The organism is Magnetospirillum sulfuroxidans (assembly GCF_018224925.1).
GTDB classification, from domain to species: domain Bacteria; phylum Pseudomonadota; class Alphaproteobacteria; order Rhodospirillales; family Magnetospirillaceae; genus Magnetospirillum; species Magnetospirillum sulfuroxidans.
This window is the reverse complement of sequence record NZ_JAGTUF010000012.1, coordinates 1-15,691: the sequence shown is the minus strand read 5'-3', so window position 1 is coordinate 15,691 and position 15,691 is coordinate 1. Positions and strand designations below refer to the sequence as shown.

Genomic DNA, 15,691 nt, shown 5'->3' with positions numbered 1-15,691 from the left:
GAGATCATTGCTCGCATATGGCGCGCTGACGATGCTTGTCAACACGACGGCCTGGGCGGCGGCGCCGGTCACGCTGCTGGCTTTGGGCGATTCGCTGACCGCCGGCTATGGTTTGTCGGCCCAGGATTCTTTTCCGGCGCAACTGGAAGCGGCGTTGCGAGCCAAGGGCCGCGACGTCCGCGTCGTCAATGCCGGGGTTTCCGGCGACACCTCGGCCGGCGGGCTGGCGCGGCTGGAGTGGGCCTTGGCCGACAAACCGCACGCGGCCATCGTCGCCTTGGGCGCCAATGACGGTTTGCGCGGCCTGGACCCGGCCAATATGCGGGCCAACCTGGATGCCATTGTCGGCAAGCTTCAGGCGGCGGGGGTCAAGGTGCTGCTGGCCGGCATGGAGGCGCCGCCCAATCTGGGGCCTGAATACGCCGCCGCCTATCGCGCCGTCTTCGCCCAGGTGGCCAAGGCCCGCATTGTGGCGCTTTATCCGTTTTTTCTCGACGGCGTCGCCGCCAATCCGGCGCTCAATCAAAAAGACGGCATGCATCCCACCGGGCCGGGGGTGGCGATCATCGTCGGCCGTATCCTGCCACAGGTGGAAAAGCTGCTTGATCAGGTGCGGCCATGAGACCGTTTTTCGTCACCGCCCACGCGGTCGCCGATCATTGGGGGTTGGCGACCAAGGCCTGTCTGGAACGGGTATCGGCGGCGGTGGGGCACGCCAATTTGGGTTTTATGTACACCACCGAGGCCTTTGCCGCCGATCTGCCGTCGATCCTGACATTTCTGCGAGAAACCACCGGGGTGGAAAACTGGGTTGGGGCGGCGGTGCCGGGCCTATGCGCCGGCAATCAGGAAATTCGCGACGGCGGCGCCATGGTGGTGATGCTGGGTCATGTCCCTGAAAACGCCTTCAAGCTGTTTTCCAGCGTCGATGCCGCTGATTTTTCCGCCCGTCTGGGCACCTGGGCCAATGCCAACGGGCCGGCCTTGGCCTTGGTCCATGGCGATCCCCGTCACGCCGGCTTGCCGTCCCTGATCGAATCCCTGGCCGATGGCATCGGCTTTTTGGTCGGTGGCTTGGTGGCGGCGGGCGACCATCCGACGCAAGTGGCCGGCAGTGTTCTGCCGGGGGCGCTGTCGGGGATCTTGCTGGGCGAATCGATGCAGGTGGTGACCGGCTTGACCCAAGGCTGCACCCCCATCGGCCCGGTTCATACGGTTAACGAAGGCTGGGGCAACGTGGTCGCGGGTCTGGATGGTCGGCGGGCCTTGGATGTGTTCAACGCCGATGTGGGGGAACTGATCGCCCGCGATCCGCGCCGAGCCGCCGGCTATATCCATGTGGCTTTGCCGATCGAGGGTTCAGATCGCGGCGATTACGTCGTCCGGACCCTGATGGGGCTGGATTCGGAGCAAGGCTGGTTGGCGGTGGGCGATGAAATGAGCGTTGGCCAACATCTGCGGTTCGTCCGCCGCGACCCGGCGGCGGCCCAGGCCGACATGACCCGGATGCTCAGCGATGTGTGTCGGCGGTTGGAGGGGCGGGTGCCGGTGGCCGCGCTTTATGTGACCTGTGTGGCCAGAGGCGAGCGCATCTTTGGTGAACGCGGGGCTGAATTGGCCATGGTCCGCGATGCCCTGGGGCCGGCGGTGCCGGTGATCAGCTTTTTCGCCAATGGCGAAATCAGCGGCCAACGTCTGTACGCCTATACCGGCGTGTTGACCGTCTTGGTCGGACCGGCGGCGTGATTCGTCTGTTTGTCGGCCTGGGCTTGCCGGCGGATCTGGCCACCCGGCTGGAGGCCCTGGCGGGCGGCGTTCCCGGCGCCCGCTGGGTGGCGGCGCGGAACCTGCACGTCACCTTGCGGTTTATCGGCGAGGTGGACGAAGCCCAGGCCGAGGAATTGCACGATCATCTGTGCCGGCTTCAAGCCCGGCCGCTGGCTTTGACGATCAAGGATTTCGGCAGCTTCGGCGGTGCCAAGCCGCGGGCCTTGTGGGCGGCGATCAAGCCCGATCCGGCGTTGGATCGTTTACAACACAAGGTCGAACAGGCGGCGCAAGCCATTGGTTTGGCCCCCGAGGGTCGTAAATTCATTCCGCACATCACCCTTGCTTGGCTCAAGGGCGCGCCGGCCGACCGCGTCGCCGGTTTCATCGCCCACCATACGCCCTGGGCGGCGGCGTTGCCGGTTGCCGCTTTCACTGTGTACCGCAGCCTGTTGGGGGCTGGCGGGGCGGAATACCAAGCCTTGACCGAGTACCCACTCGATTCAAAATGATGTGTGGTTGTGCTTAAAGACGGCCTGCCCCTTGTGGGACCGGGAGGCTTTCTGTATTTTGACGACCATGAAAGCCGTTCATCGCCTTGTTGTTCCCGCCTTGGCCGTCCTGCTGTTGACAGGGTGCGGCAGTTCCACCTCGTTGCCGCAGACCCAGGCCGGGGATCCCCAACAGCAGCCCGATTTCGCCCTGTTGGCCGATATTCCGATTCCCTCGGGTGCGACCATGGACAACGAACGCTCGCTCATTCTCGGTGACAAGGATCGTTGGACCGGACGGGTGGTGATGAAGCTGTGGAAATCAGCGCCCGAGGCCACCGCCTTTTACCAACAGCAGATGCCCGCCTTTGGCTGGGAACCGATCATGGCCGCCACGTCCGGCATCAGCGTCATGTCTTATGTCCGCGCCGACCGCGCCGCCACCGTCCAGGTGGAAAGCGGTTCCATGTGGGGCGCGACGGTGCGGGTGACGGTGGCCCAGCGCGCCGGCCCCAGCAGCACCAATAGCAGCGCAACCGTGCCTTATGCCCCCGCTCCGGTCATGTCTCCGGCCCCGGTGCTGATGTCGCCGGTCTATTCCGAACCGTCAACCAAGCGTTAAGCGGGCTGCGCCCCGTTCGAAACGTTAAGCGGGCTGCGCCCCGTTCACACCGTTAAGCGGGCTGCGCCCCATTCACACCGTTAAGCGGGCTGCGCCCGCAGGGACCGATCATTGATCGGCAAATGCAGCAAGGACGCCGCGATGCCCAAGATGGCGGTGCCCATCCACATGACGTCATAGGACAAAGTGGCGTCATAGATGATCCCGCCCAGCCACGCGCCCAGGAAGCTGCCCAATTGGTGGGTAAAGAACACCAAGCCAAACAGCATGCCCAGATAACGCGGGCCGAACACGCAGGCGATCAGGCCCGAGGTTGGCGGCACCGTCGATAGCCACAGCAAGCCCATGGAGGCGGCGAAGGCCAGCAGCGTCCATTCGTTCTTGGGGCCATAGACAAAGGCGACGGTACAGATGGCCCGCCCCAGATAGATGGCCGACAGCACATGCTTGGGCCGGTATTTCTGTGACAATTGCCCCATCAGCCAGGTGCCGAAAACGTTGAAAATGCCGATGACCAAAAGCGCCGTCGCCCCGGCCCCCTTGTTCATGCCGCACAGGGCCAGATAGCCGGGCAGATGCACGCCGATAAAGGTGACCTGGAAACCGCAGACGAAAAAGCCGGTGGCCAGCAGGCGATAGCCGGGATGGCGCCAAGCCTCGCGCAGGGCTTCCTTCATGGTTAAATCGGCCACCACGGTCAGGGGCGGCCGCGCCGCCTTTTCACCGCGATTAAGGATAATGGCCAGCGGAATCGAGGCGATGGAAAAGCTGGCCAGAACCCAGATGGTCTGGGTGGCGCCGAAAGTGGCGATCATCCATTGCGAAAGCGGAATCATCGCCATCATGCCGAACGAACCCAAGGCCTGACCGGCACCCATGGCCGAAGTGCGATGTTGCGGCGCCACCGCCCGGCTGATCGGGCCGACGACGACGGAGAAACTGGTGGCGGCAAGGCCGAAGCCGGAGATGATGCCCAAGCCGATGGTGGTCATGGTGGCCCCGCCGATGGCGGTCATCATCATGCCGATGCCGAAGGCCAGCGCCCCCAAGGCGGCGACGCGGGCCGAGCCCCAGCGATCGGCGGCGGCCCCGGTGAACGGCTGGAAGAACCCCCACATCAGATTGTGGACGGCAACCGCCAGGGAAAAGGTCGCCAGCGGCCAGTCACGATCCAGCGATAGCGGGCCGATCAACAAGCCTTGGGATTGGCGCGAGCCCATGGATACGCTCATCATGGCGGCGCCGGACAGGAAAATGGTGAGGACGGCCGGGGTCAGCCAGACGGGGCGGCGCATGGGCACACTTTCACGCGAGAGAATCTGTCAGCGTGACTCTACGAGAGTGCCGTTGCCGTAAGCAAACGAGAAACGATAATCATCTTAAGTAAGAAAAACTAACGCCCCAAGCCTTTGATATAAGCGGTGACGTCGTCGATTTCACGGCGGTTCAATGAAATTCCGCCCATGGGGCGAGCGTGCGGTTTGGCCAGGGCGGCGCGGATGTCGGCGACCGAGCGTTTTGCCGCGATGGCGTGGAAACTGGGAGCATCGCGGCCTTGTTCCAAGTGGCAATCGGCGCACCAGCGTGCCGCCAACTCAGCCCCGCTATCGGGGGAAGGCGGCAGGGCTTGGGCGGGGGAAAGGTCGCATAGGAAAGCCGCCGCCATTGCTAACGCCGCCAGAATCGCCGCCGAACGCATCAGAAATCCCCGCTGTCATGAATGAACCGGAGCATGGTGATTTTGCTGCGTTGCGGCAAGGCTAAACTTGTCAGCGCAATGATTTTGATCAATGCCGCCCCCGCGCGTGAGGCGGGGGCGGTCAAGACATGACTATTGTTTCGGTCGATTATCGATGACCCGCTTGGCCTTGCCCATGGAGCGGGGGATGGTGTTGGGGTCGAGCACCCGCACCTTGGTGCTGATCCCGACCAGACTTTTAATGTGCCCAGACAAGGTCTTGGCGATATCGGCGCTGGCGGCGTCGTCCAAGAACAGTTCAGGCCGCGGCTCGACATTGACGATCAGCCCATCCATATGGCCGTCGCGATAGACTTCGATCTGGTAATGCGGCGAGAGTCGCGCGTCTTTCAGCATCTGTTCTTCGATCTGGGTGGGGAAGACGTTGACGCCGCGAATGATCAACATGTCGTCGGAACGGCCGGTGATCTTGTCCATGCGGCGGAACGACCGTGCGGTTCCCGGCAACAGACGAGTCAAATCGCGAGTGCGATAGCGGATGACCGGCAAACCTTCCTTGGTCAGGGTGGTGAACACCAATTCGCCCGGCGTGCCGTCGGGAACCGGTTCGCCGGTTTCCGGGTTGATGATTTCGGGATAGAAATGGTCTTCCCAGATGTGCGGGCCGTCCTTGGTTTCAAGGCATTCATTGGCGACGCCCGGCCCCATCACCTCGGACAGGCCATAGATGTCGACGGCGTCGATGCCGGCGCGATTCTCGATTTCCTCGCGCATGGCGCCGGTCCATGGCTCGGCCCCGAAAATGCCGACTTTCAGCGAACTTTCGCGCGGGTTCAGGCCTTGGCGTTCCATTTCATCAAGCACCACCAGCATGTAGCTGGGGGTGACCATGATGATTTCGGGCTGGAAGTCGCGGATCAGCTGCACCTGCTTTTCCGTTTGTCCGCCCGACATGGGGATCACGGCGCAGCCCAGGCGCTCGGCCCCGTAATGGGCGCCCAGACCTCCGGTGAACAGGCCATAGCCATAGGCGATCTGAATCTTATGCTGTGGCCGTCCGCCCGAGGCGCGGATCGAGCGCGCCACCACATTGGCCCAGGTGTCGATGTCGTTTTGCGTATAGCCGACCACGGTGGGCTTGCCGGTGGTGCCGGAACTGGCATGGATGCGGACGATTTTTTCCATCGGCGTGGCGAACAGCCCAAACGGATAGGTCTGGCGCAAATCCTCCTTGGTGGTGAAGGGGAATTTGGCCAGATCGGCCAAGGATTTCAGATCGTCGGGGTGGATGCCCTTGGCGTCGCACTTGGCCCGGTAATGAGCGACATTGTCATAGGTGTGACGCACCGACCATTTCAGCCGTTGCAGTTGCAGGGCGGTGATTTCGTCGCGGCTGGCTATTTCGATGGGTTCCAGCATGTCGCGGGTTGGTGGGATCAGGCGGTTGCTCATGGACGTAATTCCTCCCGTTTATTTTGTTCGTTTGTTTTTATCAGACGCGTTCGATGACGCTGGCAATACCTTGACCGACGCCGATGCACATGGCGCACAGCGCCCGGTTGCGGCCGTTGCGCTGCAATTCATAAGCGGCGGTGGTCAGCAATCGCGCCCCGCTCATGCCCAGCGGATGGCCCAGGGCGATGGCGCCGCCATTGGGATTGACGTGTTCGGAATCGTCGGGCAGGCCAAGATCGCGCAATACCGCCAAAGCCTGGGCGGCAAAGGCTTCGTTCAGCTCGATGATGCCGATTTCGTCCAAGCTAAGGCCAAGCCGGGCCAGCAATTTCTTCGAGGCCGGGGCCGGGCCGATGCCCATGATGCGCGGCGGCACCCCGGCCACCGCACCGCCGACGATACGGGCGATGGGGGTCAGACCATGGCGGCGGGCGGCATCGGCATTGGCGATGATCAGGGCGCAGGCGCCGTCATTGACGCCGGACGAATTGCCCGCCGTCACCGATCCGCCCGCCCGGAACGGCGCTTTCAGCTTGGCCAGGGTCTCAAGCGAAGTATCGCCGCGCGGGTGTTCATCTTGGGTCACCAGCAGCGGCGGGCCTTTTTTCTGGGCCACCGGCACCGGGACTATTTCGGTATCGAAACGCCCTGATTGTTGGGCGGCGACGGCGCGTAATTGGCTGCGGACGGCAAAAGCGTCTTGGTCGGCGCGGCTGATGGCGAAATCGGCGGCGACGTTTTCGGCGGTTTCCGGCATGGAATCGGTGCCGAAAGCCTTTTGCAGCAGCGGATTGATGAAGCGCCAGCCGATCGTGGTGTCGTAGACCGCATTATCGCGGGAAAAGGCCGACACCGCTTTCGGCATGACGAAGGGGGCGCGGCTCATGCTTTCGACGCCGCCGGCGATCAGGATATCGGATTCGCCGGCCTTGATGGCGCGGGCGGCGGTCAGCACCGCATCCATGCCCGACCCGCACAGACGGTTGATGGTGGTGCCGCCGATGGAGATGGGCAGCCCGGCCAGCAAGACCGCCATGCGGGCGACGTCGCGGTTGTCTTCGCCCGCTTGATTGGCGCAGCCCAAGATGCAATCGTCGATGGCTTGCCAATCGACCTTGGGGTTGCGATCCATCAGGGCCTTGAGCGGAATGGCGGCCAGATCGTCGGCGCGCACCGATGACAGTACGCCGCCGTAACGACCGATGGGGGTGCGGATGGCGTCGCAGATGAAGACTTCAGACATGCTTGGCGATCTCCTGTTCCGGGACGACGGTACCCGACACCATCCGCGACTGACCGCGGAACAGGGCGATGACGTCGCCATTTTGATTACTGACGGTGACGTCATAGACGCCGTTGCGGCCGGCGAGATGGGTTTCCACCGCTTCCGCCGTCAGGGTGTCGCCGTCACGGCCGGCGGCGGGATAGACGATGGAGCAGCCGGCGGCCACCGCGTTGGTGTTGTAGGAATTGCAGGCATAGGCAAAGGCGGTATCGGCCAGGGCATAGGAAATGCCGCCGTGCAAAGACCCGTGCCCATTCAGCATATCGGTGCGCACGGTCATGATCGCGCGGGCATAGCCGGGGCGGATGGCTTCGATGACGATGCCCATGGCATGGGCGTTGTTGTCTTTGGGGTACATGGTGTCGAGCACCAATTGGGCGACCTTGGCGCGCTTGGCGGCATCAGTCATGGAAACGTCCTTTCGCAAAAACCAGGCGGCGCAGATGGGCCGAGGCGCGATAGCGATCCTCGCCATAGGTGCGGGCCAAATTATCCAAAACAGTCAAAATCCGGCAAAGGCCGATCCGTTCGGCCCAGGCCAGCGGCCCCAACGGATAATTGACCCCCTTGGTCATGGCCAAATCCACATCCGCCGCGCTGGCCACGCCCAAATAGACGGTATCGGCGGCTTCGTTGGCCAACATGGCCACCGTCCGCATCACCGCCAGACCCGGAACGTCGGCGAACACCGACACCGCCAGGCCCAAGGCCTGGAAAAAGCCGATGGCGCGATCCAAGGCATCGGCCGAACATTGGCCGGCGGCGGCGATGGCGATGCGCTTGGCGGCGCACCAATCCAGCGCCAGATCGAACACCACCAGATTGCCGATACCGCACGCCGAGGCCATTTCGCTGGCGGAACGTCCATCGGTCAGGGCCAAGGTGACGCCGTGCAGGTCGATCATGCCGGGACCGCCCAGGCGGGCCAGGACCATTCCGGCCTTGGCGGCCAGATCGGCCAAGGCCGAGGCTGGCCCCAGATCGCCCAGCACGTCCAACGCCTTGGGGGCGGGGCGGGGCGCGGCCTCGATCGGTTCCGGCTTGGCGGCGGTGTCGGCGTAATCGTAAAAGCCGCGCCCGGATTTGCGTCCCAGCCAGCCGGCTTCGATCAGGTCTTGCTGCAACAAGCTGGGCAGGAAGCGCGGATCGTTGAAGGTGGCGGCGTGGACGGAACGGGTGACGGCGAAATTGACGTCATGGCCGATCATGTCGGTCAGCTCGAACGGTCCCATGCGGAACTGACCGGCATCGCGCAGAACCGCGTCGATGGTGGCCATGTCGGCGGCGCCTTCCTGGGCCAGCCGCATGCCCTCGGCATAAAACGGGCGGGCGACGCGGTTGACGATGAAGCCGGGGGTGGATTTGCACAAGACCGGAGCCTTGCCCCAGGCGCGGGCGGTCTCGACGATGGTCTGGGCCACGGCGTCGAGGGTGGCCAGCCCCTTGACCACTTCGACCAAGGCCATCACCGGGGCCGGATTGAAGAAATGCATGCCGACCATGCGTCCAGGGTTGTCCAGCGCCGCGCCCAGCGCCGTCAGCGACAAAGACGAGGTGTTGGACGACAAGATGCAATCGGGGCCGACGATGGTTTGCAGCCGGCGGAACAGATCGTGCTTGATCTCCAGCTTTTCGACGATGGCTTCGATCACCAGGGCGGCGGGGGCAAGGTCGCTGAGATCGGCGCAGACGCTGATGCGCCCGGCGATGGTCTCGGCCGCTTCGCTTGTCAGCTTGCCCTTGGCGGCCAGTTTGGCCAAGGCGGCGACAATGCCGGCCTTTCCCTTGGCGCCGGCGCCGTCGAAAGCGTCGAACAAAAGCACCGGGTGGCCGGCCTGGGCCGCCACTTGGGCGATACCGGCGCCCATGGCCCCGGCGCCGACGATGCCGATGATGGCGGAGGAGGAGAGAGCGGCCATCTCACATCCCCTGAAAATCGGGAAGACGCTTGGCCATGAAGGCGGCGACACCTTCCTGGTAATCCCGGGTGCGACCGGCCAGACGTTGCAGATCGCGTTCCAGATCCAATTGCTGGTCCAGCGTGTTGGTGGAGCTGGCGGCCAGGGCCCGCTTGATCAACGCCAGTCCCTTGGTCGGCTGGTTGGCCAGATGGCTGGCCAATTTGCCGGCTTCCGCCGCCAATTGGTCGTCATCGACGCATTTCCAGATCATGCCCCAGGCTTCGGCCTGTTCGGCGCTGACCTTATCGCCCAGCATGGCCAAGGCGGTGGCGCGGGCCTGGCCGACCAGACGCGGCAAGGTCCAGGTGCCGCCGGAATCAGGGACCAGCCCGATTTTGCAAAAGGCCTGAATGAAACTGGCCGAACGGGCGGCCAAAACAATGTCGCAGGCAAAGGCCAGATTGGCGCCCGCGCCGGCGGCGACGCCGTTGACCGCGCAGATCACCGGCATGTCCAGCGCGCGCAAGGTGCGGATCAGCGGGTTATAGCGTTGCTCGATGGATTCGCCCAGATCGGGAGCTTCGCTGCCGGGGGCGACGGCACGGTCGGACAGGTCCTGGCCGGCGCAAAAGCCGCGACCGGCCCCGGTGATCAGCAGGCAGCGCACACCCTGGGCCGGGTCTTGCACCTGCTTCAAAGCCTGCTTGAGTTCGGCATGCATGTCGGTATTGAAGCTGTTCAGCCGGTCGGGACGGTTGAGCGTCAAGGTGGCGACGCCGTTGGTGATGGCGAACAAGATGGTGTCGTTCATGGCGTTATAATCCTTGGAATTGAGCGCGGCGCTTGTCGCGAAAGGCGGCGACGCCCTCGCGGAAGTCAGCGGTGGCGAACAGGGCGCTGAAACATTTGCGTTCATGGGCAAGACCCGCCTCAAGCCCGGCCTCGAAGCTTTTCAGCACCGCTTCCTTGGCGGCCCGCACCGCCAGCGGCGGTTTGGCGGCGATAATTTCGGCGATGGCCTGGGCACGCTCCAGCGTCAACTCGGGATGACAGATTTCGGTTGCCAGCCCATGGGCGACGGCGGTGCGGGCGTCAATCATTTCGCCGGTCAGCACCATGCGCATGGCCAGCGCCTTGCCCACCGCCCAGGTCAGGCGTTGGGTGCCGCCGGCGCCGGGGATGATGCCCAGATTGATTTCCGGCTGGCCGAATTTGGCATCCTCGCCGGCGACGATGATGTCGGCATGCATGGCCAGTTCACAGCCGCCGCCCAGGCAAAAGCCATTGACGGCGGCGACGATCGGCTTGGCGAAGCGGCGGAGAACCGCCCAGTGTTTGGGGCGGGAATCGGTTTGAATGCTGACGGCGTCATGGGCGGCCAATTCGCCAATATCGGCCCCGGCGGCGAAAACCGTCGGTCCGCCGGTCAGCACGACGACGCGCAAGGTGGAATCCGCCTCGGCTGTTTCCAGCGCAGTGGCGATTTCCGCCAATGTCTGGGTCCGCAAAGCGTTACGCAATTGCGGGCGGTTGAGGGTGATTCGCAATACATGCGCGCTTACCCTTTCGGCCCGGATGTCCGAAAACTCGCTCATAGGCTGGTCGCCTTCCTGTCCCTGCCTGGGCAAAAGCGATACGATATATCGCCATTGCAAAGGTATTATTGAGTTATATTCCGAGACCTTTGTGGCCCCTTGCCCTTGCCGCCTGCCTGAAAAATACGCCAAGTACCAAAGGGGCTTGGCCGGCTTTCAAGATTTGGAAGAGATACAAAATTGGACTTCATTCTCCAAATCTGGTATCAAAAATCAAGCGCCATGGAGGCCATCGGGCTTTCAAGGCAAAAAAACATTGAATTCAGGGACGGAAAAACATGAGCCAGGATTTCTTTGCCAAACACGAAGCGACGCTGAAAGGCGCGTTGGACGCCATCGCCACCCGTGGTTTCTGGTCGGCTTACCCAGAAGCGCCCAGCGGTCGCCTTTATGGCGAAACCGCCGCCGTCGATGGCGAAGCGGCCTTCAAGGCCCGCTTGGACAAGCCCTTTGGTCTTAATCAGCCGGCAACCAAGGCGATGATCGGGGCGGAAATGTCGCCTTTCGGCTTTGCCCTGGGCATCACCTATCCCAGCCCGGATATCGACGGGCTGATGCAGGCGGCCCAGGCCGCCTTGCCGGCTTGGCGCAAGGCCGGCCCCCAGGCGCGGGCCGGGGTGTGCCTGGAAATCCTGCATCGTCTCAATCGTCGCTCGTTCGAGATCGCCCACGCGGTCCAGCACACCACCGGTCAAGCCTTCGTCATGGCCTTTCAGGCCGGTGGCCCCCATGCCCAGGATCGCGGTCTGGAAGCCGTGGCCTATGGCTATCGCGCCATGGCCGAGGTGCCGGCGCACAGCCATTGGCAAAAGCCCCAGGGCAAGGCCGATCCGTTGCGCATGGACAAGGATTATCACATCGTCGGTCAAGGGGTGGCGTTGATGGTCGGCTGTTCGACCTTCCCCACCTGGAACGGCTATCCCGGCCTGTTCGCCAGCCTGGTTACCGGCAATGCTGTCGTGCTCAAGCCGCATCCCGGCGCCATTTTGCCCTTGGCCATCACGGCGGAAATCGCCCGCGACGTGCTGGCCGAAGCCGGCCTGCCCGAAGACGTGGTGCTGTTGGCCACGGATAGCGCCGAAGCGCCGCTGACCAAGGAACTGGCCCTGCGCCCCGAGGTCAAGATCATCGATTTCACCGGTTCTTCGGCTTTTGGTTCCTGGCTGGAAGCCAATGCCCGCCAAGCCCGCACCTATGCGGAAAAGGCCGGAATCAACTTCATCGTCATCGAATCGGTGGCCGACATCAAGGCGGTGACCCGCAATCTGGCATTCTCGCTGTCGCTGTATTCCGGCCAGATGTGCACGACGCCGCAAAATATCTTTGTGCCCAAGGCCGGCATCAAGGCCGGCGACGGCCATCTCAGCTTTGACGAGGTGGCCGCGGCCATCGCCGGAGCGGTGGGCAAGTTCAATGCCGATCCCGAACGCGCCGTCGAGGTGTTGGGCGCGGTGCAGGCGCAAGCCACCTGTGATCGTCTCGAGCAGGCTCGGTCCTTGGGGAAGGTCTTGTTGGAAAGCCGGTCGATCACGCACCCGGCCTTTGCCAACGCCCGCGTGCGCACGCCCTTGATCCTGGCGGTCGAGGCCAAGGACGCGGCGGTGTTCACCAAGGAATTGTTTGGCCCCATCTCGTTTGTCATCGCCGCCGAATCGGGGCGGTCGGCGATTGAGCAGGCCACCCGCAGCGCCAAGGAACATGGGGCGCTGACCGCGGGCGTCTATTCCACCGATCCGGCTTTCCTGGCGGCGGCAGAGGATCTGTGCATCGATGCGGGCGTCGCCTTGTCGGAAAACCTGGATGGCGGCGTTTTCGTCAACCAGTCGGCGGCATTCTCGGATTATCACGGCACCGGCGCCAACCCCGCCGCCAATGCGGCGCTGTGCGATTCGGCCTTTGTCGCCGAACGTTTCCGCGTCGTGCAGGTGCGCCGCCATTCGGCGTAAGGATCACCGACAGGGATGAACACCGATGAAAATCCGTGTTCATCCCCGTTCCACTTTCGTGTCCTCGGAAAGGATTGGTCCATGCGGCCCACCGTTTACGCCATCGACGGAATTATTCCGGTGGTTCACCCCACCGCCTTCGTTCACCCCACCGCCGTGCTGATTGGCGACGTCATTGTCGGCGCCCGCTGCTATATCGGGCCGCTGGCCAGTTTGCGCGGTGATTTCGGCGCGATCCGCATTGCCGATGGCGCCAACGTGCAAGATTGCTGCGTCATGCATGCCTTTCCCGGCCAGGACGCCGTGATCGAGGAAGATGGCCATATCGGCCACGGGGCCATCTTGCATGGCTGCGTCATCGGCAAGAATGCCCTGGTCGGCATGAACAGCGTGGTGATGGATGGCGCGGTGGTGGGTGAAAACTCCATCGTCGCCGCCCAATCCTTCGTCAAGGCTGGGGCGATCTTGCCGGCGCGCTCGCTGATCGCCGGCACCCCGGCCAAGGTGATGCGTGATTTGAAAGACGAGGAAATCACCTGGAAATCGGCTGGCACCGCCGAATACCAGCGCTTGGCCGCACGCAGCCTGACCACCATGCAGGCTTGTGCGCCGCTGAGTGAGCCCGAAGCCAATCGCGGCACCGTCGATGCCGGCACCGTGGCGCCGTTGCATGTGACCAAGGCCGGCTGATTAATCCGGCCTTGGCGGTTGTTCGTCCCGGTAAAGTCCTTGAGCCTCCGGCGCCGGTCCGCGCCGCAAGCCAAGGGCCAGCACGGTGACCCGGCGCAGACGCTTGCCGGTGGGAAAGATCAGTGCATCGCCGATTTTGACCACTTGCGCCGGCTTGGCGACAGGACGGCCGTTCAGCCAGACCGCGCCCGCCTCGATCAAAGCGACGGCCTGGCCGCGTGTCTTGAACAGGCGGGTGAAAAACAGCCATTTATCGACGCGTAGCCCAGGATTCATGCGATTATTTCCGAGCAAGCCAATGGGTTCGAAGCGGGCGGGATTCACTGATTCTGTCGGGTCTTTCGCAGCCAGCCCGCTTTAATCTTGCTTTATTGAACGATCGGGTGCATGGTGTTCCAGTAATTTGATGGCCAGAACTATTTGGTCTTGTGTCGGTTCGCCGGCATCACTCTAAAAAAATCTTCCACAAAATTACAACTTCGAATGCCGGCTTCGGTTGGCAGCCTACACCTGTTTGTAAAGGGTCTTCCCATGGCTACGGGAACCGTTAAGTGGTTTAATGCCCAAAAGGGCTTTGGTTTTATCGCTCCGGACGACGGCAGCAATGACGCGTTCGTTCATATCAGCGCCGTCGAACGCTCGGGCATCGGTGATCTGCGCGAAGGTCAGAAGGTGGGCTACGAGCTCGTCGCTGATCGTCGCAGCGGCAAGTTGTCCGCCGACAATCTCAAGCTGGTTGGCTAATAGCGTCGCAAGACGCTTAAGCTTTCAAGTTTGAACGAATGCCCCGCCGGCCTAACCAGGCCGCGGGGCATTTGTTTTTCGGCAGGGGAATCTCGACCATGGTCAAAACCACCGAGACGCTGGTGACGTTCCGCAAGCCGTTCAGCCTGCGCTCGATCGATACGCGCCTGCCGGCGGGGACCTATCGACTGATCATCGACGAAGAAGAAATCGACGGATTGTCATTTTCAGCCTGGCGGCGGCTGGCAACCATGCTGATCACCCCGGCGGTGGGGATGGAAGACGGCAACCAACAAATCTTCACGATCAATCAGCACGAGCTGGATGTCGCCTTGAAGGCGGATGAAAGCCCCTGACCGGCTGATGAAGCTGATCCGCATATGACGTCGCTTTTGCCCATCGGCCTGGATTTTCCCACGGCGCGGGCGGAGCACCGGCAGTTTTCATCGCTCGCTGATCGGTTTTGATCACCAGACCCTCACTCGCCGGCCGGGTTGTTCCGCAGCCCCTTGGGCCGAACCAAATCCCCATGAGTGTCACTCGCGGGGACTTGGTATTAGGAGCTGTGGACACTTAGCGCATCCATAGGATGGTGGCGGCGATGGTGACAACGGCACGGTAGTTTCTGGCAGTTTTTTCATATCGCGTTGCGACGCGCCGGAACTGTTTGAGCTTGCTGAAGCAGCATTCGACGAGGTGCCGCTGGGCGTAAAGGTGCTTATCGAGTGGGTGTTTGCAGGCGCGCGACGGATTGTTTGGGATGACCGCGAGTGCGCCTTTGTCAGCGATCACTTGGCGGAAGTGGTCGGCGTCATAGGCCGTATCGGCCATGACGATCTCGGCGGGAAGATCTTCAATCAAGGGCCCAGCCTGAGGCGCATCGCCCATTTGGCCCGCTGTGAGCGTGAAGCGCACAGGGCATCCCAGTCCGCGAACCGTCATATGGATTTTTGTGCTCAGACCGCCGCGTGACCGGCCAATGGCCTGATTTTGAGGCCCCCTTTTGCGCCACTGGCGTGCTGGTGGGCGCGAACGACGGTGGAATCGACGATCAAGTATTCGAAGTCGGGGTCCTCAGACATTGCCTCGAAGATCCGCCACCAGACCTTCTTCTGGCTCCATCGGCTGAAACGGCGGAAGACGCTGTTCCAATCGCCAAAGACTTCGGGCAGGTCCCGCCAAGGCGACCCCGTTCGCACGATCCAAAGCACGCCTTCGAGAAACATTCGATTGTCGCGCCCCGTCGAACCTTTCTGGTCAGGCCGACCGATGATCAGACCGGAAATTCGCTCCCACTGAGCATCGGTGAGCACCAAGCGATCCATCACACCCATGACTGCCTCCCCAAAAGCAGTCTTGAATCACATTTCTCAGAAATCTGGAATCCCTAAGAGTCCACAGCTCCTAGAGCGCCGAGCGTTAACAGGGTGCGGAAAAAGGCGTGTTCGCGCCCCCTTTCCCCGTCGGTCCGAAGCGTTCAGCGGCGTCGACGAGGG

Annotated in this window: 17 protein-coding genes and 1 pseudogene; 8 read left to right on the top strand and 10 right to left on the bottom strand. The window is 62.7% G+C overall.

The features are described from left to right. Positions 1-31: 31 nt before the first annotated feature. The 4 genes from KEC16_RS12655 to KEC16_RS12640 all read left to right on the top strand — a co-directional run bounded on the left by KEC16_RS12655 (position 32) and on the right by KEC16_RS12640 (position 2,880). Positions 32-622, top strand: coding sequence for an arylesterase (locus KEC16_RS12655; RefSeq protein ID WP_249209160.1), 591 nt, complete (start codon positions 32-34; stop codon positions 620-622). Then, positions 619-1,746, top strand: coding sequence for an FIST signal transduction protein (locus KEC16_RS12650; protein WP_211549440.1), 1,128 nt, complete (start codon positions 619-621; stop codon positions 1,744-1,746). Before KEC16_RS12655 ends, KEC16_RS12650 begins: the two co-directional genes overlap by 4 nt. After that, positions 1,743-2,279, top strand: a complete 537-nt coding sequence (gene thpR, locus KEC16_RS12645) for an RNA 2',3'-cyclic phosphodiesterase (RefSeq protein WP_211549438.1) — start codon at positions 1,743-1,745, stop codon at positions 2,277-2,279. The genes KEC16_RS12650 and thpR overlap by 4 nt, the downstream gene beginning before the upstream one ends. A 67-nt stretch (positions 2,280-2,346) precedes the next feature. Continuing rightward, positions 2,347-2,880, top strand: a complete 534-nt coding sequence (locus tag KEC16_RS12640; protein WP_211549436.1) for a hypothetical protein — start codon at positions 2,347-2,349, stop codon at positions 2,878-2,880. Positions 2,881-2,960: 80 nt separating this feature from the next. Here KEC16_RS12640 and KEC16_RS12635 read toward each other — a convergent pair whose 3' ends face one another. The 8 genes from KEC16_RS12635 to KEC16_RS12600 all read right to left on the bottom strand — a co-directional run bounded on the left by KEC16_RS12635 (position 2,961) and on the right by KEC16_RS12600 (position 10,815). After that, the gene (locus KEC16_RS12635; protein ID WP_211549434.1) at positions 2,961-4,175 is read right to left on the bottom strand and encodes an MFS transporter; all 1,215 of its coding nucleotides are present in this window, start codon (positions 4,173-4,175) and stop codon (positions 2,961-2,963) included. 98 nt (positions 4,176-4,273) lie between these two features. Next, entirely contained in the window at positions 4,274-4,579 is a 306-nt protein-coding gene (locus KEC16_RS12630) for a c-type cytochrome (RefSeq protein WP_211549433.1), read from the bottom strand. Between the two features lie 132 nt (positions 4,580-4,711). Further along, positions 4,712-6,031, bottom strand: a complete 1,320-nt coding sequence (paaK, locus tag KEC16_RS12625) for a phenylacetate--CoA ligase PaaK (RefSeq protein ID WP_249209159.1) — start codon at positions 6,029-6,031, stop codon at positions 4,712-4,714. Positions 6,032-6,071: 40 nt separating this feature from the next. Beyond that, positions 6,072-7,277, bottom strand: coding sequence for a 3-oxoadipyl-CoA thiolase (gene pcaF / locus KEC16_RS12620; RefSeq protein ID WP_211549431.1), 1,206 nt, complete (start codon positions 7,275-7,277; stop codon positions 6,072-6,074). Beyond that, the gene (gene paaI, locus KEC16_RS12615; RefSeq protein WP_211549429.1) at positions 7,270-7,728 is read right to left on the bottom strand and encodes a hydroxyphenylacetyl-CoA thioesterase PaaI; all 459 of its coding nucleotides are present in this window, start codon (positions 7,726-7,728) and stop codon (positions 7,270-7,272) included. Before paaI ends, pcaF begins: the two co-directional genes overlap by 8 nt. Next, positions 7,721-9,238, bottom strand: a complete 1,518-nt coding sequence (gene paaH / locus KEC16_RS12610; RefSeq protein ID WP_211549427.1) for a 3-hydroxyacyl-CoA dehydrogenase PaaH — start codon at positions 9,236-9,238, stop codon at positions 7,721-7,723. The genes paaI and paaH overlap by 8 nt, the downstream gene beginning before the upstream one ends. Position 9,239: 1 nt before the next feature. Beyond that, entirely contained in the window at positions 9,240-10,031 is a 792-nt protein-coding gene (paaG, locus tag KEC16_RS12605) for a 2-(1,2-epoxy-1,2-dihydrophenyl)acetyl-CoA isomerase PaaG (protein WP_211549425.1), read from the bottom strand. A 4-nt stretch (positions 10,032-10,035) separates the two neighbouring features. Continuing rightward, positions 10,036-10,815 carry an enoyl-CoA hydratase-related protein gene (locus KEC16_RS12600; protein ID WP_211549423.1) on the bottom strand — a complete coding sequence of 260 codons (780 nt, stop codon included), beginning with the start codon at positions 10,813-10,815 and terminating at the stop codon, positions 10,036-10,038. Positions 10,816-11,093: 278 nt separating this feature from the next. Here KEC16_RS12600 and paaN point away from each other — a divergent pair, with 278 nt between their 5' ends. Together paaN and KEC16_RS12590 are read left to right on the top strand one after the other, a co-directional pair. Then, the gene (gene paaN / locus KEC16_RS12595; protein WP_211549421.1) at positions 11,094-12,761 is read left to right on the top strand and encodes a phenylacetic acid degradation protein PaaN; all 1,668 of its coding nucleotides are present in this window, start codon (positions 11,094-11,096) and stop codon (positions 12,759-12,761) included. A gap of 81 nt (positions 12,762-12,842) precedes the next feature. Further along, positions 12,843-13,451, top strand: a complete 609-nt coding sequence (locus KEC16_RS12590; protein WP_211549419.1) for a DapH/DapD/GlmU-related protein — start codon at positions 12,843-12,845, stop codon at positions 13,449-13,451. Here KEC16_RS12590 and KEC16_RS12585 read toward each other — a convergent pair whose 3' ends face one another. After that, positions 13,452-13,727: an RNA-binding S4 domain-containing protein gene (locus KEC16_RS12585; protein WP_211549417.1), complete on the bottom strand. Its 276-nt coding sequence runs from the start codon at positions 13,725-13,727 to the stop codon at positions 13,452-13,454. It abuts the gene before it with no gap. Positions 13,728-13,982: 255 nt separating this feature from the next. Here KEC16_RS12585 and KEC16_RS12580 point away from each other — a divergent pair, with 255 nt between their 5' ends. Next, positions 13,983-14,195 carry a cold-shock protein gene (locus KEC16_RS12580; protein WP_211549415.1) on the top strand — a complete coding sequence of 71 codons (213 nt, stop codon included), beginning with the start codon at positions 13,983-13,985 and terminating at the stop codon, positions 14,193-14,195. A 98-nt stretch (positions 14,196-14,293) separates the two neighbouring features. After that, positions 14,294-14,551 (top strand): hypothetical protein, encoded by a 258-nt coding sequence (locus tag KEC16_RS12575; protein WP_211549413.1) that lies wholly within the window; start codon positions 14,294-14,296, stop codon positions 14,549-14,551. 217 nt (positions 14,552-14,768) lie between these two features. Here the strand turns inward: KEC16_RS12575 and KEC16_RS12570 are convergent. Further along, positions 14,769-15,520: pseudogene (locus KEC16_RS12570) on the bottom strand (IS5 family transposase). Positions 15,521-15,691: the final 171 nt, after the last annotated feature.